Origin of the sequence: Mycolicibacterium neoaurum ATCC 25795 (assembly GCF_000691525.1) — a bacterium.
GTDB classification, from domain to species: Bacteria; Actinomycetota; Actinomycetes; order Mycobacteriales; family Mycobacteriaceae; genus Mycobacterium; species Mycobacterium neoaurum.
In genome coordinates this window covers 85,389-102,021 of the sequence record NZ_JMDW01000005.1, presented here as the reverse complement: position 1 = coordinate 102,021, position 16,633 = coordinate 85,389, and the positions used below count along the sequence as shown (strand labels likewise).

Annotated in this window: 10 protein-coding genes; 9 read left to right on the top strand and 1 reads right to left on the bottom strand. The window is 68.7% G+C overall.

Annotated features, from left to right (window positions below; translation table 11 throughout):
- The first annotated feature begins 71 nt into the window (after positions 1 to 71).
- From IC40_RS0104830 to IC40_RS0104810, 5 genes are all read left to right on the top strand, one after another.
- Entirely contained in the window at positions 72 to 5,426 is a 5,355-nt protein-coding gene (locus IC40_RS0104830) for a non-ribosomal peptide synthetase (protein ID WP_042509661.1), read from the top strand.
- 24 nt (positions 5,427 to 5,450) lie between these two features.
- Positions 5,451 to 9,836 carry a non-ribosomal peptide synthetase gene (locus tag IC40_RS0104825; RefSeq protein WP_030133620.1) on the top strand — a complete coding sequence of 1,462 codons (4,386 nt, stop codon included), beginning with the start codon at positions 5,451 to 5,453 and terminating at the stop codon, positions 9,834 to 9,836.
- Entirely contained in the window at positions 9,833 to 11,143 is a 1,311-nt protein-coding gene (gene mbtG, locus IC40_RS0104820; protein WP_030133619.1) for an NADPH-dependent L-lysine N(6)-monooxygenase MbtG, read from the top strand. The genes IC40_RS0104825 and mbtG overlap by 4 nt, the downstream gene beginning before the upstream one ends.
- Complete coding sequence (locus IC40_RS0104815; RefSeq protein ID WP_030133618.1) at positions 11,121 to 11,330, top strand: MbtH family protein; 210 nt, start codon at positions 11,121 to 11,123, stop codon at positions 11,328 to 11,330. The genes mbtG and IC40_RS0104815 overlap by 23 nt, the downstream gene beginning before the upstream one ends.
- A gap of 62 nt (positions 11,331 to 11,392) precedes the next feature.
- Positions 11,393 to 11,998 carry a DUF998 domain-containing protein gene (locus IC40_RS0104810; RefSeq protein ID WP_042509570.1) on the top strand — a complete coding sequence of 202 codons (606 nt, stop codon included), beginning with the start codon at positions 11,393 to 11,395 and terminating at the stop codon, positions 11,996 to 11,998.
- Here IC40_RS0104810 and IC40_RS0104805 read toward each other — a convergent pair.
- A complete protein-coding gene (locus tag IC40_RS0104805; protein ID WP_030133616.1) occupies positions 11,968 to 12,276 on the bottom strand; it encodes a type II toxin-antitoxin system VapB family antitoxin in 309 nt (102 codons plus the stop codon). The genes IC40_RS0104810 and IC40_RS0104805 overlap by 31 nt on opposite strands.
- 200 nt (positions 12,277 to 12,476) lie before the next feature.
- Between IC40_RS0104805 and hrcA the strand changes: the two genes are divergently transcribed.
- The 4 genes from hrcA to IC40_RS0104785 all read left to right on the top strand — a co-directional run bounded on the left by hrcA (position 12,477) and on the right by IC40_RS0104785 (position 16,621).
- Positions 12,477 to 13,508, top strand: coding sequence for a heat-inducible transcriptional repressor HrcA (gene hrcA, locus IC40_RS0104800; protein ID WP_030133615.1), 1,032 nt, complete (start codon positions 12,477 to 12,479; stop codon positions 13,506 to 13,508).
- Positions 13,509 to 13,565: 57 nt separating this feature from the next.
- Positions 13,566 to 14,717 (top strand): molecular chaperone DnaJ, encoded by a 1,152-nt coding sequence (gene dnaJ, locus IC40_RS0104795; RefSeq protein WP_030133614.1) that lies wholly within the window; start codon positions 13,566 to 13,568, stop codon positions 14,715 to 14,717.
- Between the two features lie 29 nt (positions 14,718 to 14,746).
- The gene (locus tag IC40_RS0104790) at positions 14,747 to 15,487 is read left to right on the top strand and encodes a 16S rRNA (uracil(1498)-N(3))-methyltransferase (RefSeq protein ID WP_030133613.1); all 741 of its coding nucleotides are present in this window, start codon (positions 14,747 to 14,749) and stop codon (positions 15,485 to 15,487) included.
- A gap of 93 nt (positions 15,488 to 15,580) precedes the next feature.
- On the top strand, positions 15,581 to 16,621 hold the full coding sequence (locus IC40_RS0104785) for a PhoH family protein (protein ID WP_019514604.1): 1,041 nt from the start codon (positions 15,581 to 15,583) through the stop codon (positions 16,619 to 16,621).
- Positions 16,622 to 16,633 lie beyond the last annotated feature (12 nt).

Genomic DNA, 16,633 nt, shown 5'->3' with positions numbered 1-16,633 from the left:
CCACGACCACACCGGCGACGACCACATCGCTGCGCTCGCCCCGGGAAACCACCGACGCACGCCTGGAACTGATGCGGCGCAAGCTCGCCGAACGTGGACTGGCGAGCGCGCCGGCGCAACCGGCACAGACCGGACTGTCCGACGGGCAGCGCCGAATGTGGTTCGTGCAGGCATTCGATCCGACCGGAGTGCTGCTCAACATCAGCCTGTCCTACCGGCTCACCGGCGCCTTGGATGCCGAGCGGCTGCACACCGCGCTGCGGGCCGTCGCGCGGCGGCATCCGCTGTTGCGCACCACATACAGCGCCGATGCCGACGGTGAACCGAAGGAGACCCTGCACGAGGATCTGCAGCCGGGGTGGGCGTTCCACGACCTCTCTGAGATGTCCGAGCGTGCCCGCGGTCTGCGACTGGAGGTGTTGGCCCAGCGCGAGTTCGGCACCGCCTTCGACCTGACCACGGACTCGCCGCTACGCATCACGCTGGTACGCCTGCGCGCCGACGAGCATGTGATGCTGCTGGTCGCCCACCACATCGCCTGGGACGACGGCTGCTGGCGGATCTTCTTCACCGACCTCACCCGCGCCTACGAGGGCGCCGCGCTCGATCCCGCACCGGCGATGGCGGCCGTGCCCGCCGGCAACGATTCCGAGGACCTGGACTACTGGCGTCAGGTGATGGCGCAACCGCCCGAGCCGCTGGAGCTTCCGGGACCGAACGGCTCGGCGGTGCCGACGGCGTACCGCTCCCAGCGCGCCACCATCACCCTCGCCCCGGCGACCGCGGCGAAGGTCACCGAGTTGGCTCGCGACACGGGCTCGACCCCGTACATGGTGCTGCTGGCCGCCTTCGGCGCCCTGATCCATCGCTACACCCACACCGATGATTTCCTGGTGGCAACACCGGTGCTGAACCGCGGCTCCGAGGAGGCGCTGGGCTACTACGGCAACACCGTCGTCATGCGCCTGCGCCCGCAGGGCCGCAACGGATTCCGTGATCTGCTCGCGGTAACCCGGGACACCGCGCTCGGTGCCTTCGCCCACCAACGCATCAACCTCGACCGCGTCGTCGCCGAGATCAACCCCGACCGACGCCACGGCGCCGAAAGGATGACCCGCATCAGCTTCGGGTTCCGCGAACCCGACGGTGGCGGCTTCCGGCCCGACGGTGTGCACTGCGTGCGCGGTGAATTGCGCGGCCACGTGACCCAGCTCCCGCTGGGCTTCATGGTCGAATGGGACGGACGCGAAAACGGAACCGTCACCGTCGAAGCCGAGCACCTCACCGAGATCATCAGTGCCGACCTCGCGGCCAGGATGCTCGATTCCTTCGCCGTGCTGCTCGAGGACGCGCTGACCGACCCCGACCGTCCGCTGGCCCGACTGGATCTGCTGTCACCCGCCGATGCGGAATGGTTGCGTGCGGTATCGACCGGCGAGGACTTCCACACTCCGCCGATGACCCTGGCCGCGGCCGTCGAGAATCAGGCGGCCGCCACCCCGGACAACATCGCGGTCGTCTACGAGGGGCGGCACTACACCTACCGTGAGATCAACGAAACCTCGAATCGGTTGGCGCACTGGCTGATCGACCGGGGTATCGGCGCCGAGGACCGGGTGGCGGTGCTCATGGACAAGTCCCCGGAGCTGGTGATCAGCGCGCTCGGCATCATCAAGGCCGGCGCGGTCTACCTACCGGTCGACCCCGGCTATCCCGAAGATCGGCTGACCTACATCCTGGCCGACTCGGATCCGAAGGTCGTGCTGCGCGAACTGCCCGCCGAGTTGGCCGACCACCGCGCCGACAATCCGACCGACACCGACCGGGTGCGTCCGCTGCGCCCGGAGAACACCGCCTACCTGATCTACACCTCGGGGTCGACCGGTCTGCCCAAGGGCGTACCGGTCGCGCACCGCCCGGTCGCCGAGTACTTCGCCTGGTTCGGTGACGAGTATCGGGTGACCGAAGCCGACCGGCTGTTACAGGTGGCATCCCAGGGGTTCGACGTGTCGATCGGAGAGATCTTCGGCATGCTCGCCGCCGGAGCCCGACTTGTCATCCCCAAACCGGACGGCCTCACCGATATCGGCTACCTGACCGATCTGCTGCGCGACGAGGGCGTCACGTCCATGCATTTCGTGCCCTCGCTGCTGGGACTGTTCCTGTCCCTGCCCGGCGTGAACGAATGGCGCACCCTGCAACGGGTCCCGATCGGTGGCGAGGCGTTGCCCGGGGAGGTCGCCGACAAGTTCCACGCCATGTTCGACGCGCTGCTGCACAATTTCTACGGTCCGACCGAGACCGTGATCAACTGCTCCCGGTACAAGGTCGACGGCAAACAGGGATCACGGATCGTGCCGATCGGCACGCCGAAGATCAACACCACCATCCACCTGCTCGACGATCACCTGCAACCGGTTCCGGTCGGAGTGATCGGTGAGATCTACATCGGTGGAACGCATGTCGCGCACGGATACCATCAACGCTTCGGGTTGACGGCCGAACGGTTCGTGGCCGACCCGTTCAATCCCGGGCGACGGATGTACCGCTCGGGTGATCTGGCCCGGCGGAACACCGACGGGGATATCGAGTTCGTCGGCCGCGCCGATGAGCAGGTCAAGATCCGCGGATTCCGCATCGAGCTCGGTGAGGTATCCGCGGCGATCTCGGTCGACCCGTCGGTCGGGCAGGCCGTCGTCATCGCCGCCGACGTTCCCGGCCTCGGCAAGAGTCTGGTCGCCTACGTCACCCCGGCCGCCGACGGCGCCACCGTCGAGATCGACCGGATCCGCAGCCGCGTCGCGGCGGCCCTGCCGGAGTACATGATCCCGGCCGCCTATGTCGAGATCGGCGAGATCCCGATCACCGCGCACGGCAAGATCGATCGCAGAGCCCTTCCCGAGCCGGAGATCTCGGTGGCCACCGTCTTCCGCGAGCCCGCCACCGATACCGAACGGCAGGTCGCCGGGCTGTTCGGTGAGCTGCTCGGCCGGGAGCAGGTCGGCGCCGACGACTCGTTCTTCGAATTGGGCGGGCATTCGCTGCTGGCCACCAAGTTGGTGGCCGCCGTGCGATCACGCTGCCGGGTCGACATCGGTGTGCAGGAGATCTTCGAGCTGGCCACGGTCGGCGCCATCGCCGGGCATATCGACACCGTGATCGCCGCGGGTGGCGGCTCGGACCGCCCACCGATGGTGGTGGTGCCGCGCGGTGGACCGCTGCAGATGTCGGCCGCTCAGCTGCGCCAATGGTTCCAGTTCCGTATCGACGGTCCCAACCCGGTCAACAACATCCCGTTCGCCGCCAGGCTCACCGGCCCCGCCGACCCGGCCGCCTTCGTCGCGGCCATCAATGATGTGGTCGCCAGGCACGAGATCCTGCGCACCACCTATCGTGAAATCGACGGTGCCCCTTACCAGATCGTGAACCCGGTCGCCGACGTCCCGGTGCGCCGGGCGCGCGGTGACGGGGAGGAGTGGCTGCAGGCCGAGCTGACCGCCGAGCGCCGGTACTGCTTCGACCTGGAGAACGACCGGCCGCTGCGCGCAGCCGTGCTCAGCACCGGCGATGGACACGTGTTGTCGTTGGTGGTGCATCACATCGCCGCCGATCACTGGTCGGCCGGCGTGCTGTTCACCGATGTGCTGACCGCCTACCGGGCTCGCAGCGCCGGGCAGACACCGGATTTCGCGCCGCTGCGGATCCAATACGCCGATTACGCGGCCTGGCAGGCGCAGCTGCTGGGTGGCCAGACGCCCAGCATCGAGGCCCAGCGCGACTACTGGGTTGAGCAGCTCGCCGGGCTGCCCGAGGAGAACGGGTTGCGCCCGGACTTCCCGCGGCCAGCGGTGCCCGATGGTGAGGGCGCCGCGCTGCCGTTCACCATCGACACCGGCACCCGCGCCAAGCTCGCCGCACTGACCAGGGAGCTGGGCATCACCGAGTTCATGTTGCTGCAGGCCGCCGTCGCGGTCGCGCTGCACAAGGCCGGTGAGGGTACCGACATCCCGCTGGGCACGCCGGTGGCGGGTCGGACCGAACCCGAACTCGACGGCCTGATCGGCTTCTTCATCAACATCCTGGTGTTGCGTAACAACCTGGACGGCAACCCGACGGTGCGGGAGGTGCTGCGGCGGGCCCGGGAGATGGCCCTCGGCGCCTACGCGCATCAGGACCTGCCCTTCGACCGGGTGGTGGAGGCGGTGGCGCCGGTGCGCTCGCTGTCGCGCAACCCGCTGTTCGGTGTCGTCGTGCACGTCCGCGAGGAACTGCCTGCCGACCGGGTCATCGCCACCGGATCCGATGGTGCCGGTGAAACCCGTTTCACCGCATTGGAACCGACCTTCGATGTCGCACACGCGGACCTGTCGCTGAACTTCTTCGCCGAGACCACCGGCGACGGTGACCCGGCCGGATACCAGGGCACCGTCATCTACCGCACCGAGCTCTACCGGCCGGACACCGCGGCGCGCCTCGTCCACTGGTTGGAGCAGGTCATCGCGGCGTTCGCCGACAACCCCGATGCCACCCTGCGCGATATCGCCATCGCCAGAGACGATCAGACCGTCACGCGGTTCAGTCGCCAGATCGCGCCACGGACCGGGCTGCCCCAGACCGCCGGTGCCGACCGGGTCTTCGTGCTCGACGAATGGCTGAGCCCGGTGGCGGTCGGTGTCACCGGTGATCTCTACTACGCCGGTGGAGCCATCGACACCGCGGCCGCGGCCGCGTCGCCCGCCGCGGCGTCCCGCTACCCGGCGAACCCGTTCGGCAACGGGTATCTCTACCGCACCGGCGATCGGGCACGCTGGACCGCCGACGGGGAGCTGCAGTACCTGGAGAGCGGCGATCCCGAGGTACAGGCTGCCCTGGAGGCGATGCCCGGGGTGGCCGCCGCACTGACCAGGACCTGGGAGACCCGCAGCGGCCAGGTGCTCGCCGGGTACGTGGTGTTGTCGGATCCCGGCGCCGAATTCGACCGCACCGCACTGCCCGAGCACCTCACGACGCTGCCGGTCACCGTGCTGGCGACGCTGACCGACACATTGCCGCGCCCCGTCGTCACCGCCACCGCACCGAGCGAGCCGGCCCGCACCGACACCGAGCGCGCACTGGCGGGCCTGCTGACCGACCTGCTGGCGGCGACCGATGTCGGCCGTCACGACGACTTCTTCACCCTCGGCGGCGACAGCATCCTGGCCGTGCAGCTGGCCGCGCGCGCCCGCGACGCCGGTGTGCCGTTGACCGCGCGGATGGTGTTCGAGCATCCGGTCCTTGCCGAGCTCGGCGCCGCCGTCGATGCGAGGTCACGCGAGGCCGCCGCCCCCGGGAACATCGACACCCACCATGCACCGATGGCCGCCTCCGGGCTGTCTCCCGAGGAGCTGGCCGCCCTGACCGCGGGGTGGGGAAGCGAAAAGCCATGAGTGACAAGCCGCGAGTGACACGACATGAGTGACGCACCGGCCATCATCGACGTGATGGCACTGAGCCCGCTGCAGCAGGGTTTGTACTCGCTGGCCGGATTGACCGACAGTGAGGCGGGAGCCGACCCGTACATCATCGCGATGGCCGCCGACGTCTCCGGGGCGCTGGATGTCGAGCTGCTGCGGTCATGTGCCGAGGCGATGCTGGAGCGCCATCCCAACATCCGGGTCAGCTTCTTCCAGGGCACCCTCAGCAGACCGGTCGCGGTGGTCCCCGCGGTCTTCGACCTGCCGTGGCAACATGTGCTGGCCGCCGATGCCGGCGAGGCCGCCGCGGTGGAACTGCAGGCCCGTGCCCGACCGTTCGATCTGGCGCACGGACCGGCGATCCGGTTCGTGCTCGCCGAACTGCCGGACGCGCAGTGGCGATTCGTGGTGGTCGCCCACCACATAGTGATCGACGGCTGGTCGCTGCCGGTGTTCGTCAGTGAGCTCATGGCGCTCTACGGCGCCGGCGGTGACACCGCCGTGCTGCCGCCGGCCCGGCCCTACCGCGACTACATTGGCTGGCTGGCCGCCCGAGACCCGGCGGCCAGCAGGCAACGCTGGCAGACCCACCTGGCCGACCTCGACGGACCCACGATGCTGACACCGGCGCTGTCCGGGGACATCGCCGGTGGGTTGCCCGAGCGCACCGAGACCGAACTCGACGAGCAGACCACCGAGCGCCTGTTCGAGGCCGCCCGCGCCCGTGGCGTCACCGTCAGCACGTTGTTCCAGATGGCCTGGGCCACCATTCTTTCGGCGTTCACCGACCGCGACGACGTGGTGTTCGGGGTGACGGTGTCCGGGCGACCCGACGAACTGTCCGGCGTCGAGTCCATGGTGGGCCTGTTCATCAACACCGTCCCGTTGCGGATCCGGGTGAACCCGGGTGAGCGCGTCGGCAGGCAGTGCCTTGCGCTCCAGCGTGAAGCCGCCGAGCTGCGCGAGCACAGCTTTCTCAGTCACGCCGAGCTGCGCACGGCGGGTGGCATCGGCGAGCTGTACGACACCCTGCTGGTCTACGAGAACTTCCCGCCAGGCGGCCTGGTCGGTGGCGGCGACTTCGAGATGGGCGATGCGGTGATCCGGCCCGCGGCGCTGGAGAGCCTTTCGCATTTTCCGGTGACCATCGCCGCGCATCCGGCGCACGGCCGCCTGACGGTGCTTGTCGAAACCACCACCGGTGCACTGGGTCTGCTCGATCCGTCAACCCTCGCCGAGCGGGTGCTGTTGGTGGTGCAGCGGTTGCTCACCAACTGGGACCGTCCGCTGCGGGATATCGCCGTCACCCTCGACGGCGAGGTCGACGTGCCCGAACCCGAATCAGAGTGGGTGCAGGACGACGGCGGCATCCACGGCGCGATCACCGCGGTCGCTGCCGAGCGTCCAGACGCGCCCGCGCTCAGCTGGGATTCCGGCAGCCTGACCTACCGCGAACTCGACACCGCCGCCGACCGTCTGGCCGCGGAGCTGCAGCGCAGGGGAGTGGGCGCCGAGACGCCCGTACCGATACTGCTCTGCCGTGGACCCGATTACGTGGTGGCGATGCTCGCCGTGCTCAAGGCCGGTGGGTTGATCGTGCCGCTGGACCCGGGGATGCCGTCGCAGCGCGTGCAGGAGATCGTCGCGCAGACCGGTGCCGAACTCGTCATCGACGATGGTCTACTGGCCGGTGTCGGCGATCTCGCCGCCGATGCGGTCGCCGCGGCAGTGCGCCCCGGACAGGGCGCATACATCATCTTCACCTCGGGAACCACCGGAAAACCGAAGGGTGTCATCGGAACCCACCACGCGGTACTCGCCTACGGAGCGGACCACGCGGCCCGGATGCTGCGCCCGGCGCAGAATCGGCTGGGCCGCGATCTGCGGATCGCGCACGCATGGTCGTTCACCTTCGACGCGGCGTGGCAGCCGCTGGTGGCGCTCTTCGAGGGGCACTGCGTCCACATCATCAGCTCGGGCGTGCAACGGGACGCCGAGGCGCTGGTCGCCGAGATCGGCAGGTTCGGCGTGGACATGATCGACACCACCCCGTCGATGTTCAGCCAGTTGCGTGCCGCCGGCCTGCTGTCGACCGTGCCGTTGGCCGTGCTGGCCCTCGGCGGGGAGAACATCGACACCGCGGCCTGGCAGGGCATCCGCACCGAATGCGAGCGCAGCGGGATGCGCGCGCACAACTGTTACGGGCCGACCGAGACCACCGTCGAGGCCGTGGTGGCCGCGATCGCCGACCACCCGCAACCGTGCATCGGCGACCCGACGGCCACGAGCGTCGTCCATGTGCTGGATTCCTGGTTGCGGCCGGTTCCCGACGGAGTGGCCGGCGAGTTGTACCTCAGCGGTGGGCAGCTCACCCGCGGCTATCTCGGCAGGCCGGGGGAGACCGCGGCCCGGTTCGTCGCCGACCCGATCCGTCCGGGCCGCCGCATGTACCGCACCGGCGACGTCGTGCGGCGGCTACCGGGGTCGGGTGCGCTGCAGTACCTCGGACGCAGCGATGACCAGGTCAAGATTCGGGGTTTCCGGGTGGAGCCCGGTGAGGTGGTGGCCGCGCTCTACCGGCACCCCGAGGTGCGGCACGCCCATGTCGCGGTGCGCAGGCACCGCAGCGGTCCGCGGTTGACGGCGTATGTGGTGTCCGAGGTGGCCACCTCGGACCTGCGCAGGATGCTCACCGCGACGCTGCCCAAGTACCTTGTCCCACATCACATCATCGATGTCGATGAGATCCCGTTGACGGCCCACGGGAAGGTCGACGACCGGGCACTGGCCGCACTCGATGCCGATCGGGGTGTCGGGGTGGCTGCGGAGTTCGCCGCGCCGAGCACCGAGACCGAGATCGCGATCGCCGAGGTGCTCGGGGATCTGCTCGACGCCCGGATCGTGGACGTCAACGCCGATTTCTTGGACCTCGGACTGGACAGCATCGTGGCGTTGTCGGTGGTGCAGGCGGTGCGCCGGCGCGGAATTCCGTTGCGCGCCAGGCTGATGCTGGAATGCGCGACCGTGCGGGAGCTGGCGGGCGCGATCGACGACGATATCGTCGTCGATCCCGTCGACGCCGACGGCACCGGACCGATCCCGCTGCTGCCCGCGGGGCACTGGTTGCTGGCGCATGGGGATGCGCGTCGACTGGCGCAGACCGAGGCGATCCGGTTGCCCGCCGATGTCACCCGGGAGCGTCTGGAGACATTGCTGGGCAATGTGATCGACGGTCACGAGGTGTTCCGGTGCCGGCTCGACCGGGCGACGATGAGCCTGGTCGAACAGCCTCGCGAGCGGGAGCTGCTCACCGAGGCGCGGGCGAGCGGTGAACTGGTTGCCGCCGTTGCCGCGCATACCGACTCTTCGATTCAGCGGCTCGATCCAGAACGCGGCGTGTTGTTCGACGCGGTCTGGTTGCACCACGACAGCGGTGCCGAGGTCCTGGTGTTGACCGCGCATGTGCTGGCGATGGATCCGTCCTCCTGGCAGATCGTGCTCGGGGAACTCGAAACCGGTTGGCATGCATTGGCTGCCGATCATCATCCGGCGCCGGTCCGCGAGCACACCTCGCTTCGGCGTTGGTCGAGCCTGTTGGCCGAGCGCGCGTTGAAACTGGATACCTGCGATTTCTGGGAGCGTCAGCTCGCTGGTCCCGACCCCGATCTCGGTGCCCGGCGGGTACGCCCGGACACCGACCGGGCCGCCGACGCCGAGATCAGCATGGCGTTCGTCGGCAGGGCGCTCACCGCCCGGGTGCTGGCGGCTCCGGTCGGGGTGACCGAGGTGCTGGCGGCGGCGACCGCGCGCACGATCACCGCGTGGCGGCGCCGGCACGGGCATGCCGAAGGCACGCCGCTGCTGGCCATCGAGACCCACGGCCGAGCGGATATCACGGTCTCGGAGGGACTGGCCGACGACCACCGCCACATCGACACCGGCGATACCGTCGGATTGCTCAGCGCCATCTATCCGGTGCGGTTGTCCTCCCAGGACGCCACCGGGGTGGCCGCCGAACTGGCCGCCATACCCGGGGACGGCATCGACTACGCCCTGTTGCGATACCTGCGCAGTGACACGGCCGAACGCCTCGGCGGCTACCGCGAACCGCAGGTACTGCTCAACTATCTCGGCCGGCTCCGTCAGGTGCCCGGTCGGTCGGCGCTCACGGTCGACCGCGCATTACTCAACGACGTATCCCGAGTCCCCGAGCCGAATCTGGCCATCCGCCACGAGATCACGCTCAACGTGCTGATCGTCGAGAAGGACGGGGCACCCGTGCTCGGAACCCAGTGGCGCACACTGCCCGACATCGTCGCCGCAGAGGACGTCACGACGTTGCAGGCGCTGTGGCAGGAAGCACTGAACGAGGTGATCTCATGACCAAGACCCTTGCCGTCATCGGCGCCGGGGTGAAGGCCATCGCGGTGGCGGCCAAGGCCGCCGAGCTGCGGGCGATGGGTGTGCCCGCCCCCGAGGTGGTGGCGATCGAGCGCACCGCGGTGGCGGCCAACTGGCAGGCCGCCGGCGGCTGGACCGACGGCCAGCACCGGTTGGGTACCGGACCGGAGAAGGACATCGGTTTCCCGTACCAGTCCGCACTCGTCGCGCGGCGCAACGCCGAGCTCGACCAGCGGATGATGCGGCACAGCTGGCAGTCCTATCTCGTCTCATCGGGTCAATTCGCCGAGTGGATCGACCGCGGCAGGCCCGCACCGACGCACAAGCGATGGAGCCAGTACCTGACCTGGGTGGCGACCAATATCGGGATGCAGGTGCGCACCGGCGATGTCACCGAGATCGGTTTGCAGTACACCGACGATGCGACCCGGTGGGAGCTGGGCACCCGCGAGGGCGTCGTGCATGCCGACGCGCTGATGATCACCGGACCGGGGCAGGCCGAGCGGTCCCTGCTACCGGGCAACCCGCGCGTGCTCTCGATCGCACAGTTCTGGCACCGGGCCGCCCAGAACGAGTTGATCTCGGCCGACCGCGTCGCCGTCATCGGCGGCGGCGAGACGGCAGGCACCATGCTCGATGAGCTGTTCCGGCACCGGGTTTCGACCATCACGGTGATCTCACCGCAGGTCACGTTGTTCACCCGCGGTGAGGGCTTTTTCGAGAACTCGCTGTACTCCGATCCGATCCACTGGGCCGGACTGACACCCGCCGAGAAACGCGATGCGATGAACCGCACCGACCGCGGGGTGTTCTCGGTGCGGGTGCAGGATGCGCTGCTGGCCGATGACCGTATCCGGCACCTGCGCGGGCGGGTGGCCCATGCGGTGGCCCGCGACGAGCGGATCCGCCTCACGCTGCAGACCGAGCGCGGCGGCGAGCGGCTGGAGACGGTGCACGGTTTCGACCTGGTGATCGACGGGTCCGGTGCCAACGCCATGTGGTTCGTCCCGCTGCTGCGGCAGGACGCCCTCGATGTGCTGGAGCTCGGACTGGGCGGACCGCTGACACCCGACAGCATCGCCGAATCCATCGGCTATGACCTGTCGGTCGACGATGTCGACCCGAAGTTGTTCCTGCCCGGGCTCGCCGGTTTGACCCAGGGCCCCGGCTTCCCCAACCTCAGCTGCCTGGGCCGACTGTCCGACCGGGTGCTGGGATCCGACCTTTTCGCCACCGCAGCACAGACCGACAACAGAAGGAAAGCCCATGAGCAACAACCCATTCGATGACGAGGACGGCGTCTTCTTCGTGCTGATCAACGACGAGGAGCAGTACAGCCTCTGGCCGACGTTCGCCGATGTGCCTGCCGGCTGGCGCGTGGTGTTCGGGGAGAGCACGCGCGCCGACTGCCTGGCCTATGTCGAGGAGAACTGGAACGACCTGCGGCCCAAGAGCCTGCGCGACGCCATGTCCTGACGGTCACCTTTCTCTCGCGAGGAGACGCATGTACCCCCGGAAAGGTGGGCATTTAGGGGTATATGAGACTGCTCGCCGGTGACGGGGTGAGGCCTGCCGCGGCGCTGTGGATCCTCGGCGCCGCCGGATACTTCGCCGCCGAGGCGCTGGCCGCCGCGGCCTTACCGGGATACCGCTACGACGCCGACTACATCAGCACCCTGGGCAACCCGGCCGTCTCACCACGCGGCGCGTGGATGAACGCGGCGTTCATCCTGCAGGGTCTTTGTTTCGCCGCGGCCGCCCTGCTGGCCACCCACCGATCGCGGCGACACCGCTGGTTCTCGGCGTTCGCGGCGGCCAACGGCATCGGCAACATCTCGATCGCGATCGTGCACAGCGGGCAGGGCCACACCTGGCATGTCATCGGGGCGGGATTGGCGATCATCGGCGGTAATGCCGCGGCCCTCAGCAGCGCCGGGTGGACCGCCCCGGGGTGGTACCGCGGTGCCTCGGCGCTGCTCGGCCTCACCGGGCTGGCGGCGCTGCTTGTCACCGTCTTCGGACCCGCACAGATCGGCGCGTGGGAACGCGCGGCGGTGTACCCGATCTTCGCCTGGCAGTTGATGACCGCCGGTTACCTGCTGAGCCGATCCGGTCAGGCCGGCAGCGGGTCGTCCATGTCATAGACGCGCGCGTGCAGGACGGTCCGGTTGCGCAGCGCGGCGCGCACGGCACGGTGCAGGCCGTCCTCCAGGTAGATGATTCCCTGCCAGCGCACGGCGTGGGGGAACAGATCGCCGTAGAACGTGGAGTCCTCCGACAGCAACCGATCCAGTGCCAGCACGGTGGTCGTGGTCACCAATTCGTCGAGCCGGATCTGGCGGGGCGGGATCTGCGCCCACTGGCGGTAGGACAGGCCGTGTTCGGGATACGGCTTCCCGTCGCGGACACCTTTGAAGATCACCGGCGGTCTCCCATGAAGGCGAGGTTAATCGCAAACGACCGGCAATGTCGGCAATGTCTTTGACTTGTCAAGCACGCACCCGCGGCTCGATCCGGTGTACCCGGCCGTCGCTGCGAATCCGTGCAGTTGATGCCCGTAAAATGACGGCATAACCGGCCCAGATCGAGGGTAAGAACAGGTGAACTTCCGGAGGTGAATGTATGGGTAGTGCCGATGACCGTCGCTTCGAGGTGTTGCGAGCCATCGTCGCCGACTTCGTCGCCACCAAGGAGCCGATCGGATCCAAGACGCTCGTGGAGAGGCACAACCTGGGCGTATCGAGCGCCACGGTGCGCAATGACATGGCCGTGCTGGAAGCCGAGGGGTACATCACCCAGCCGCACACCAGTTCGGGCCGGGTGCCCACCGAGAAGGGTTACCGCGAGTTCGTCGACCGTCTCGACGATGTGAAACCCATGTCGTCCGCCGAGCGCCGGGCAATCCTGGGTTTCCTGGAATCCGGGGTGGATCTCGACGATGTGCTGCGCCGCGCCGTGCGCCTGCTGGCGCAGCTCACCCGGCAGGTGGCCATCATCCAGTACCCGACGCTGTCGGCGTCGACGGTCCGCCACCTCGAGGTCGTGGCGCTGACACCGGCCAAGCTGCTGCTGGTGGTCATCACCGACAGCGGCCGCGTCGACCAACGGGTCGTCGAACTGGGTGATGCCATCGACGATCATCAGCTCTCGCAGCTGCGCGAGCGTCTCGGCGCGGCACTGGAGGGCAAGCCGCTGTCGGCGGCCTCGGTGGCGGTGGCGGATCTGGCCAGCACCCTCGACGGTCACGGTGGACTCGGTGATGCGGTGGGCCGCGCCGCGACGGTGCTGGTGGAAACCCTCGTCGAACACACCGAGGAGCGCCTGGTGCTGGGCGGCACCGCCAACCTCACCCGCAACACCGCAGACTTCGGTGGGTCTCTGCGGTCCGTGCTCGAAGCACTGGAGGAGCAGGTGGTGGTGCTGCGGCTGCTCGCCGCGCAGCAAGAGGCCGGTAAGGTCACGGTGCGTATCGGGCACGAGACCGAGGCCGAGCAGATGCTGGGAACGTCGGTGGTCAGCACCACCTATGGCAGCTCGGGCAAGGTGTTCGGCGGTATGGGTGTGGTCGGTCCCACACGGATGGACTATCCGGGAACGATCGCCAACGTCGCCGCAGTTGCTCTCTATATAGGTGAAGTTCTGGGCACCCGATAGTCGGGGCGTCAACAGCAGTGGCATACCGCCGGTGGCGGTACGAGAGAGGTTTCAAGCGTGGCACGCGATTATTACGGTCTGCTCGGCGTGAGCAAGGGCGCCAGTGATTCGGAGCTCAAGCGCGCTTATCGCAAGCTGGCCCGTGAACTGCATCCCGATGTGAACCCCGATGAGGCGGCGCAGGCGCGGTTCACCGAGATCCAGGTCGCCTACGAGGTGCTCTCCGATCCGGAGAAGCGCCGCATCGTCGACCTGGGCGGCGATCCGATGGAGAACGCCGCCGCCGGCGGTGGCGGATTCGCGGGCGGATTCGGCGGTCTCGGCGATGTCTTCGAGGCCTTCTTCGGCGGCGGCGCCGGATCCCGCGGGCCGATCGGCCGGGTCCGTCCCGGCTCGGACTCGCTGCTGCGGATGCGCTTGACGTTGGCCGAATGCGCGACCGGGGTGACCAAGCAGGTCACCGTCGACACCGCGGTGTTGTGCGATCTGTGCCAGGGCAAGGGCACCCACGGCAACTCCAAGCCCCAGACCTGCGGCACCTGCCACGGTCAGGGCGAGGTGCAGACCGTGCAGCGCTCCCTGCTGGGTCAGGTCATGACCTCGCGTCCCTGCCCGGTCTGCGGCGGTGTCGGCGAGACCATCCCGGATCCGTGCCATCGCTGCGGTGGTGACGGTCGCGTGCAGGCCCGCCGCGAGATCAGCGTCAAGATCCCGGCAGGCGTCGGCGACGGGATGCGGGTGCGGCTGGCCGCCCAGGGCGAGGTCGGCCCCGGTGGTGGCCCCGCCGGCGACCTCTATGTCGAGGTGCACGAGCAGCAGCACGAGGTGTTCGTCCGCGACGGTGACGATCTGCACTGCACCGTCACGGTGCCGATGTTCGACGCGGCGCTGGGCACCACGGTCACCGTCGACGCCATCCTCGACGGCCCGATCGAATTGGAGATCCCGGCGGGCACCCAGCCCGGCGCGGTGACCACCCTGCGCGGGCACGGGATGCCGCATCTGCGCTCGGGAGTGCGCGGCAACCTGCACGCCCATGTCGAGGTGCTGATCCCGACCCGGCTCGACCACACCGATACCGAGCTGCTGACCAAGCTCAAGGAACACCGCTCCCGTGATGTGGCGGAGGTGAAGTCGGCCAACGGTTCGGCCGCCGGTGCGGCCGGCGGGCTGTTCAGCCGGCTGCGCGAGACCTTCTCCGGTCGGTGACCGAACCGAATCCGGCGGCCTGAGCTGCGATGCGGAGCCTGTTCTACGTCGACGCGCTGCCCGATGTCGGGGCAGTCGTGGTGGTCGACGGTGACGAGGGCCATCACGCCGCCACGGTGCGGCGCACCCGCGTCGGCGAGGAACTCGATCTCAGTGACGGCGCGGGCACGCTGGCGCACGTCGTCGTCGAGGAGGCGGCCAAAGGCCGGCTGGCGGCCAGGGTGCTGGCCGTCACCGAGGTCGCACCCGTGCGGCCGATGGTGACCGTCGTGCAGGCGCTGCCCAAGTCCGAGCGTTCCGAGCTGGCCGTCGAACTCGCCACCGAGGCCGGCGCGGATGCCTTCCTGGCGTGGCAGGCCGGTCGCTGCGTGGCCCGCTGGGAATCGCCGGCCAAGATCGACAAGGGCCTGGCCCGCTGGGCGGCGGTCGCCCGCGCGGCCGCCAGGCAATCGCGGCGCCCACGCATCCCGGCCGTCGAGGCGATGGTGTCCACCAGGGACCTGCTCGCCAGGGTGGCCGGCACCCCGACCCTGGTCCTGCACGAGTCGGCGACCGTCGGCATCGCCGAGGCACTGCCGGCCGATGGCGAGGAGTTGATGCTGGTGATCGGGCCGGAGGGTGGGATCGCCCCGGAAGAGTTGGCCGCGTTGACCGAGGCCGGTGCGCAGCCGGTGCGGCTGGGGCCGTCGGTGCTGCGCACCTCCACGGCCGCGGCCGTCGCGCTCGGGGCGATCGGTGTACTCAGCGGCCGCTGGGACCTGCAGAACTGATACTGGGTCACGTCGGCGCCCGGCGGTAAACTCAGTACAGCACCAATTCGAGGCACGATTTCGAGAAACCAGAAAGCAGGCACGAAACTCCACGTGACGCCCCGCGAGACGACCGCTGGCCCGATCACCGGACCGGTACGAAGCAGCATCACAGTTCCGCCCGACACCATCGTGGGCCTGCTCGGCTCGGCCGACGAGAATCTGCGTGCCCTGGAAGGACTGCTCACCGCCGATATCCATGTCCGCGGTAATGCCATCACCTTCAGCGGTGAGCCCGCCGACGTGGCACTGGCCGAGCGTGTCGTCGGCGAGTTGGTCGCGGTGGTGACCCGCGGCCAGCCGCTGACCCCGGATGCGATCAGGCAGAGCGTGTCGATGCTCACCGGCGGATCGGACGCCTCCCCGGCCGAGGTGTTGACGCTGGACATCCTGTCCCGGCGCGGGAAGACGATCCGGCCCAAGACGCTCAACCAGAAGCACTATGTCGACGCGATCGACTCGCACACCATCGTGTTCGGTATCGGGCCCGCGGGCACCGGGAAGACCTATCTGGCGATGGCCAAGGCGGTCGCCGCGCTGCAGGCCAAGGATGTCAATCGGATCATCCTGACCCGGCCCGCGGTCGAGGCCGGTGAACGGCTTGGCTTCCTGCCCGGCACGTTGACCGAGAAGATCGACCCGTATCTGCGCCCGCTGTACGACGCGTTGCACGACATGATGGATCCGGCGGCGATCCCGAACCTGTTGGCGGCCGGGGTCATCGAGGTCGCGCCCCTGGCCTTCATGCGCGGCCGCAGCCTCAACGATGCGTTCATCATCCTCGACGAGGCGCAGAACACCACGCCCGAACAGATGAAGATGTTCCTGACCCGGCTGGGTTTCGGCTCCAAGATGGTCGTCACCGGTGACGTCACCCAGGTGGACCTGCCCGGTGGCGCGCAGTCCGGATTGCGGGCCGCCTCGGACATCCTCGCGGGTATCGACGATATCCACTTCTCCCGCCTCACCAGCGCCGATGTGGTACGCCACCGGCTGGTGTCGGAGATCGTGGACGCCTACTCGCGCCACGAGGGGCAGCCCGATCTGGTCAACCGCGCGCAGCGGCGCTCCTCGGCCGGTCGGCCGCGACGATGAATGACGGAAAAC

Bases quoted from the DNA above. Each gene is read 5' to 3' on its own strand.
- mbtG (WP_030133619.1), top strand. From the start codon at position 9,833: ATGACCAAGACCCTTGCCGTCATCGGCGCCGGGGTGAAGGCCATCGCG.
- IC40_RS0104815 (WP_030133618.1), top strand. From the start codon at position 11,121: ATGAGCAACAACCCATTCGATGACGAGGACGGCGTCTTCTTCGTGCTG.
- IC40_RS0104810 (WP_042509570.1), top strand. From the start codon at position 11,393: ATGAGACTGCTCGCCGGTGACGGGGTGAGGCCTGCCGCGGCGCTGTGG.
- IC40_RS0104790 (WP_030133613.1), top strand. From the start codon at position 14,747: ATGCGGAGCCTGTTCTACGTCGACGCGCTGCCCGATGTCGGGGCAGTC.
- IC40_RS0104830 (WP_042509661.1), top strand. From the start codon at position 72: ATGCGGCGCAAGCTCGCCGAACGTGGACTGGCGAGCGCGCCGGCGCAA.
- IC40_RS0104825 (WP_030133620.1), top strand. From the start codon at position 5,451: ATGAGTGACGCACCGGCCATCATCGACGTGATGGCACTGAGCCCGCTG.
- hrcA (WP_030133615.1), top strand. From the start codon at position 12,477: ATGGGTAGTGCCGATGACCGTCGCTTCGAGGTGTTGCGAGCCATCGTC.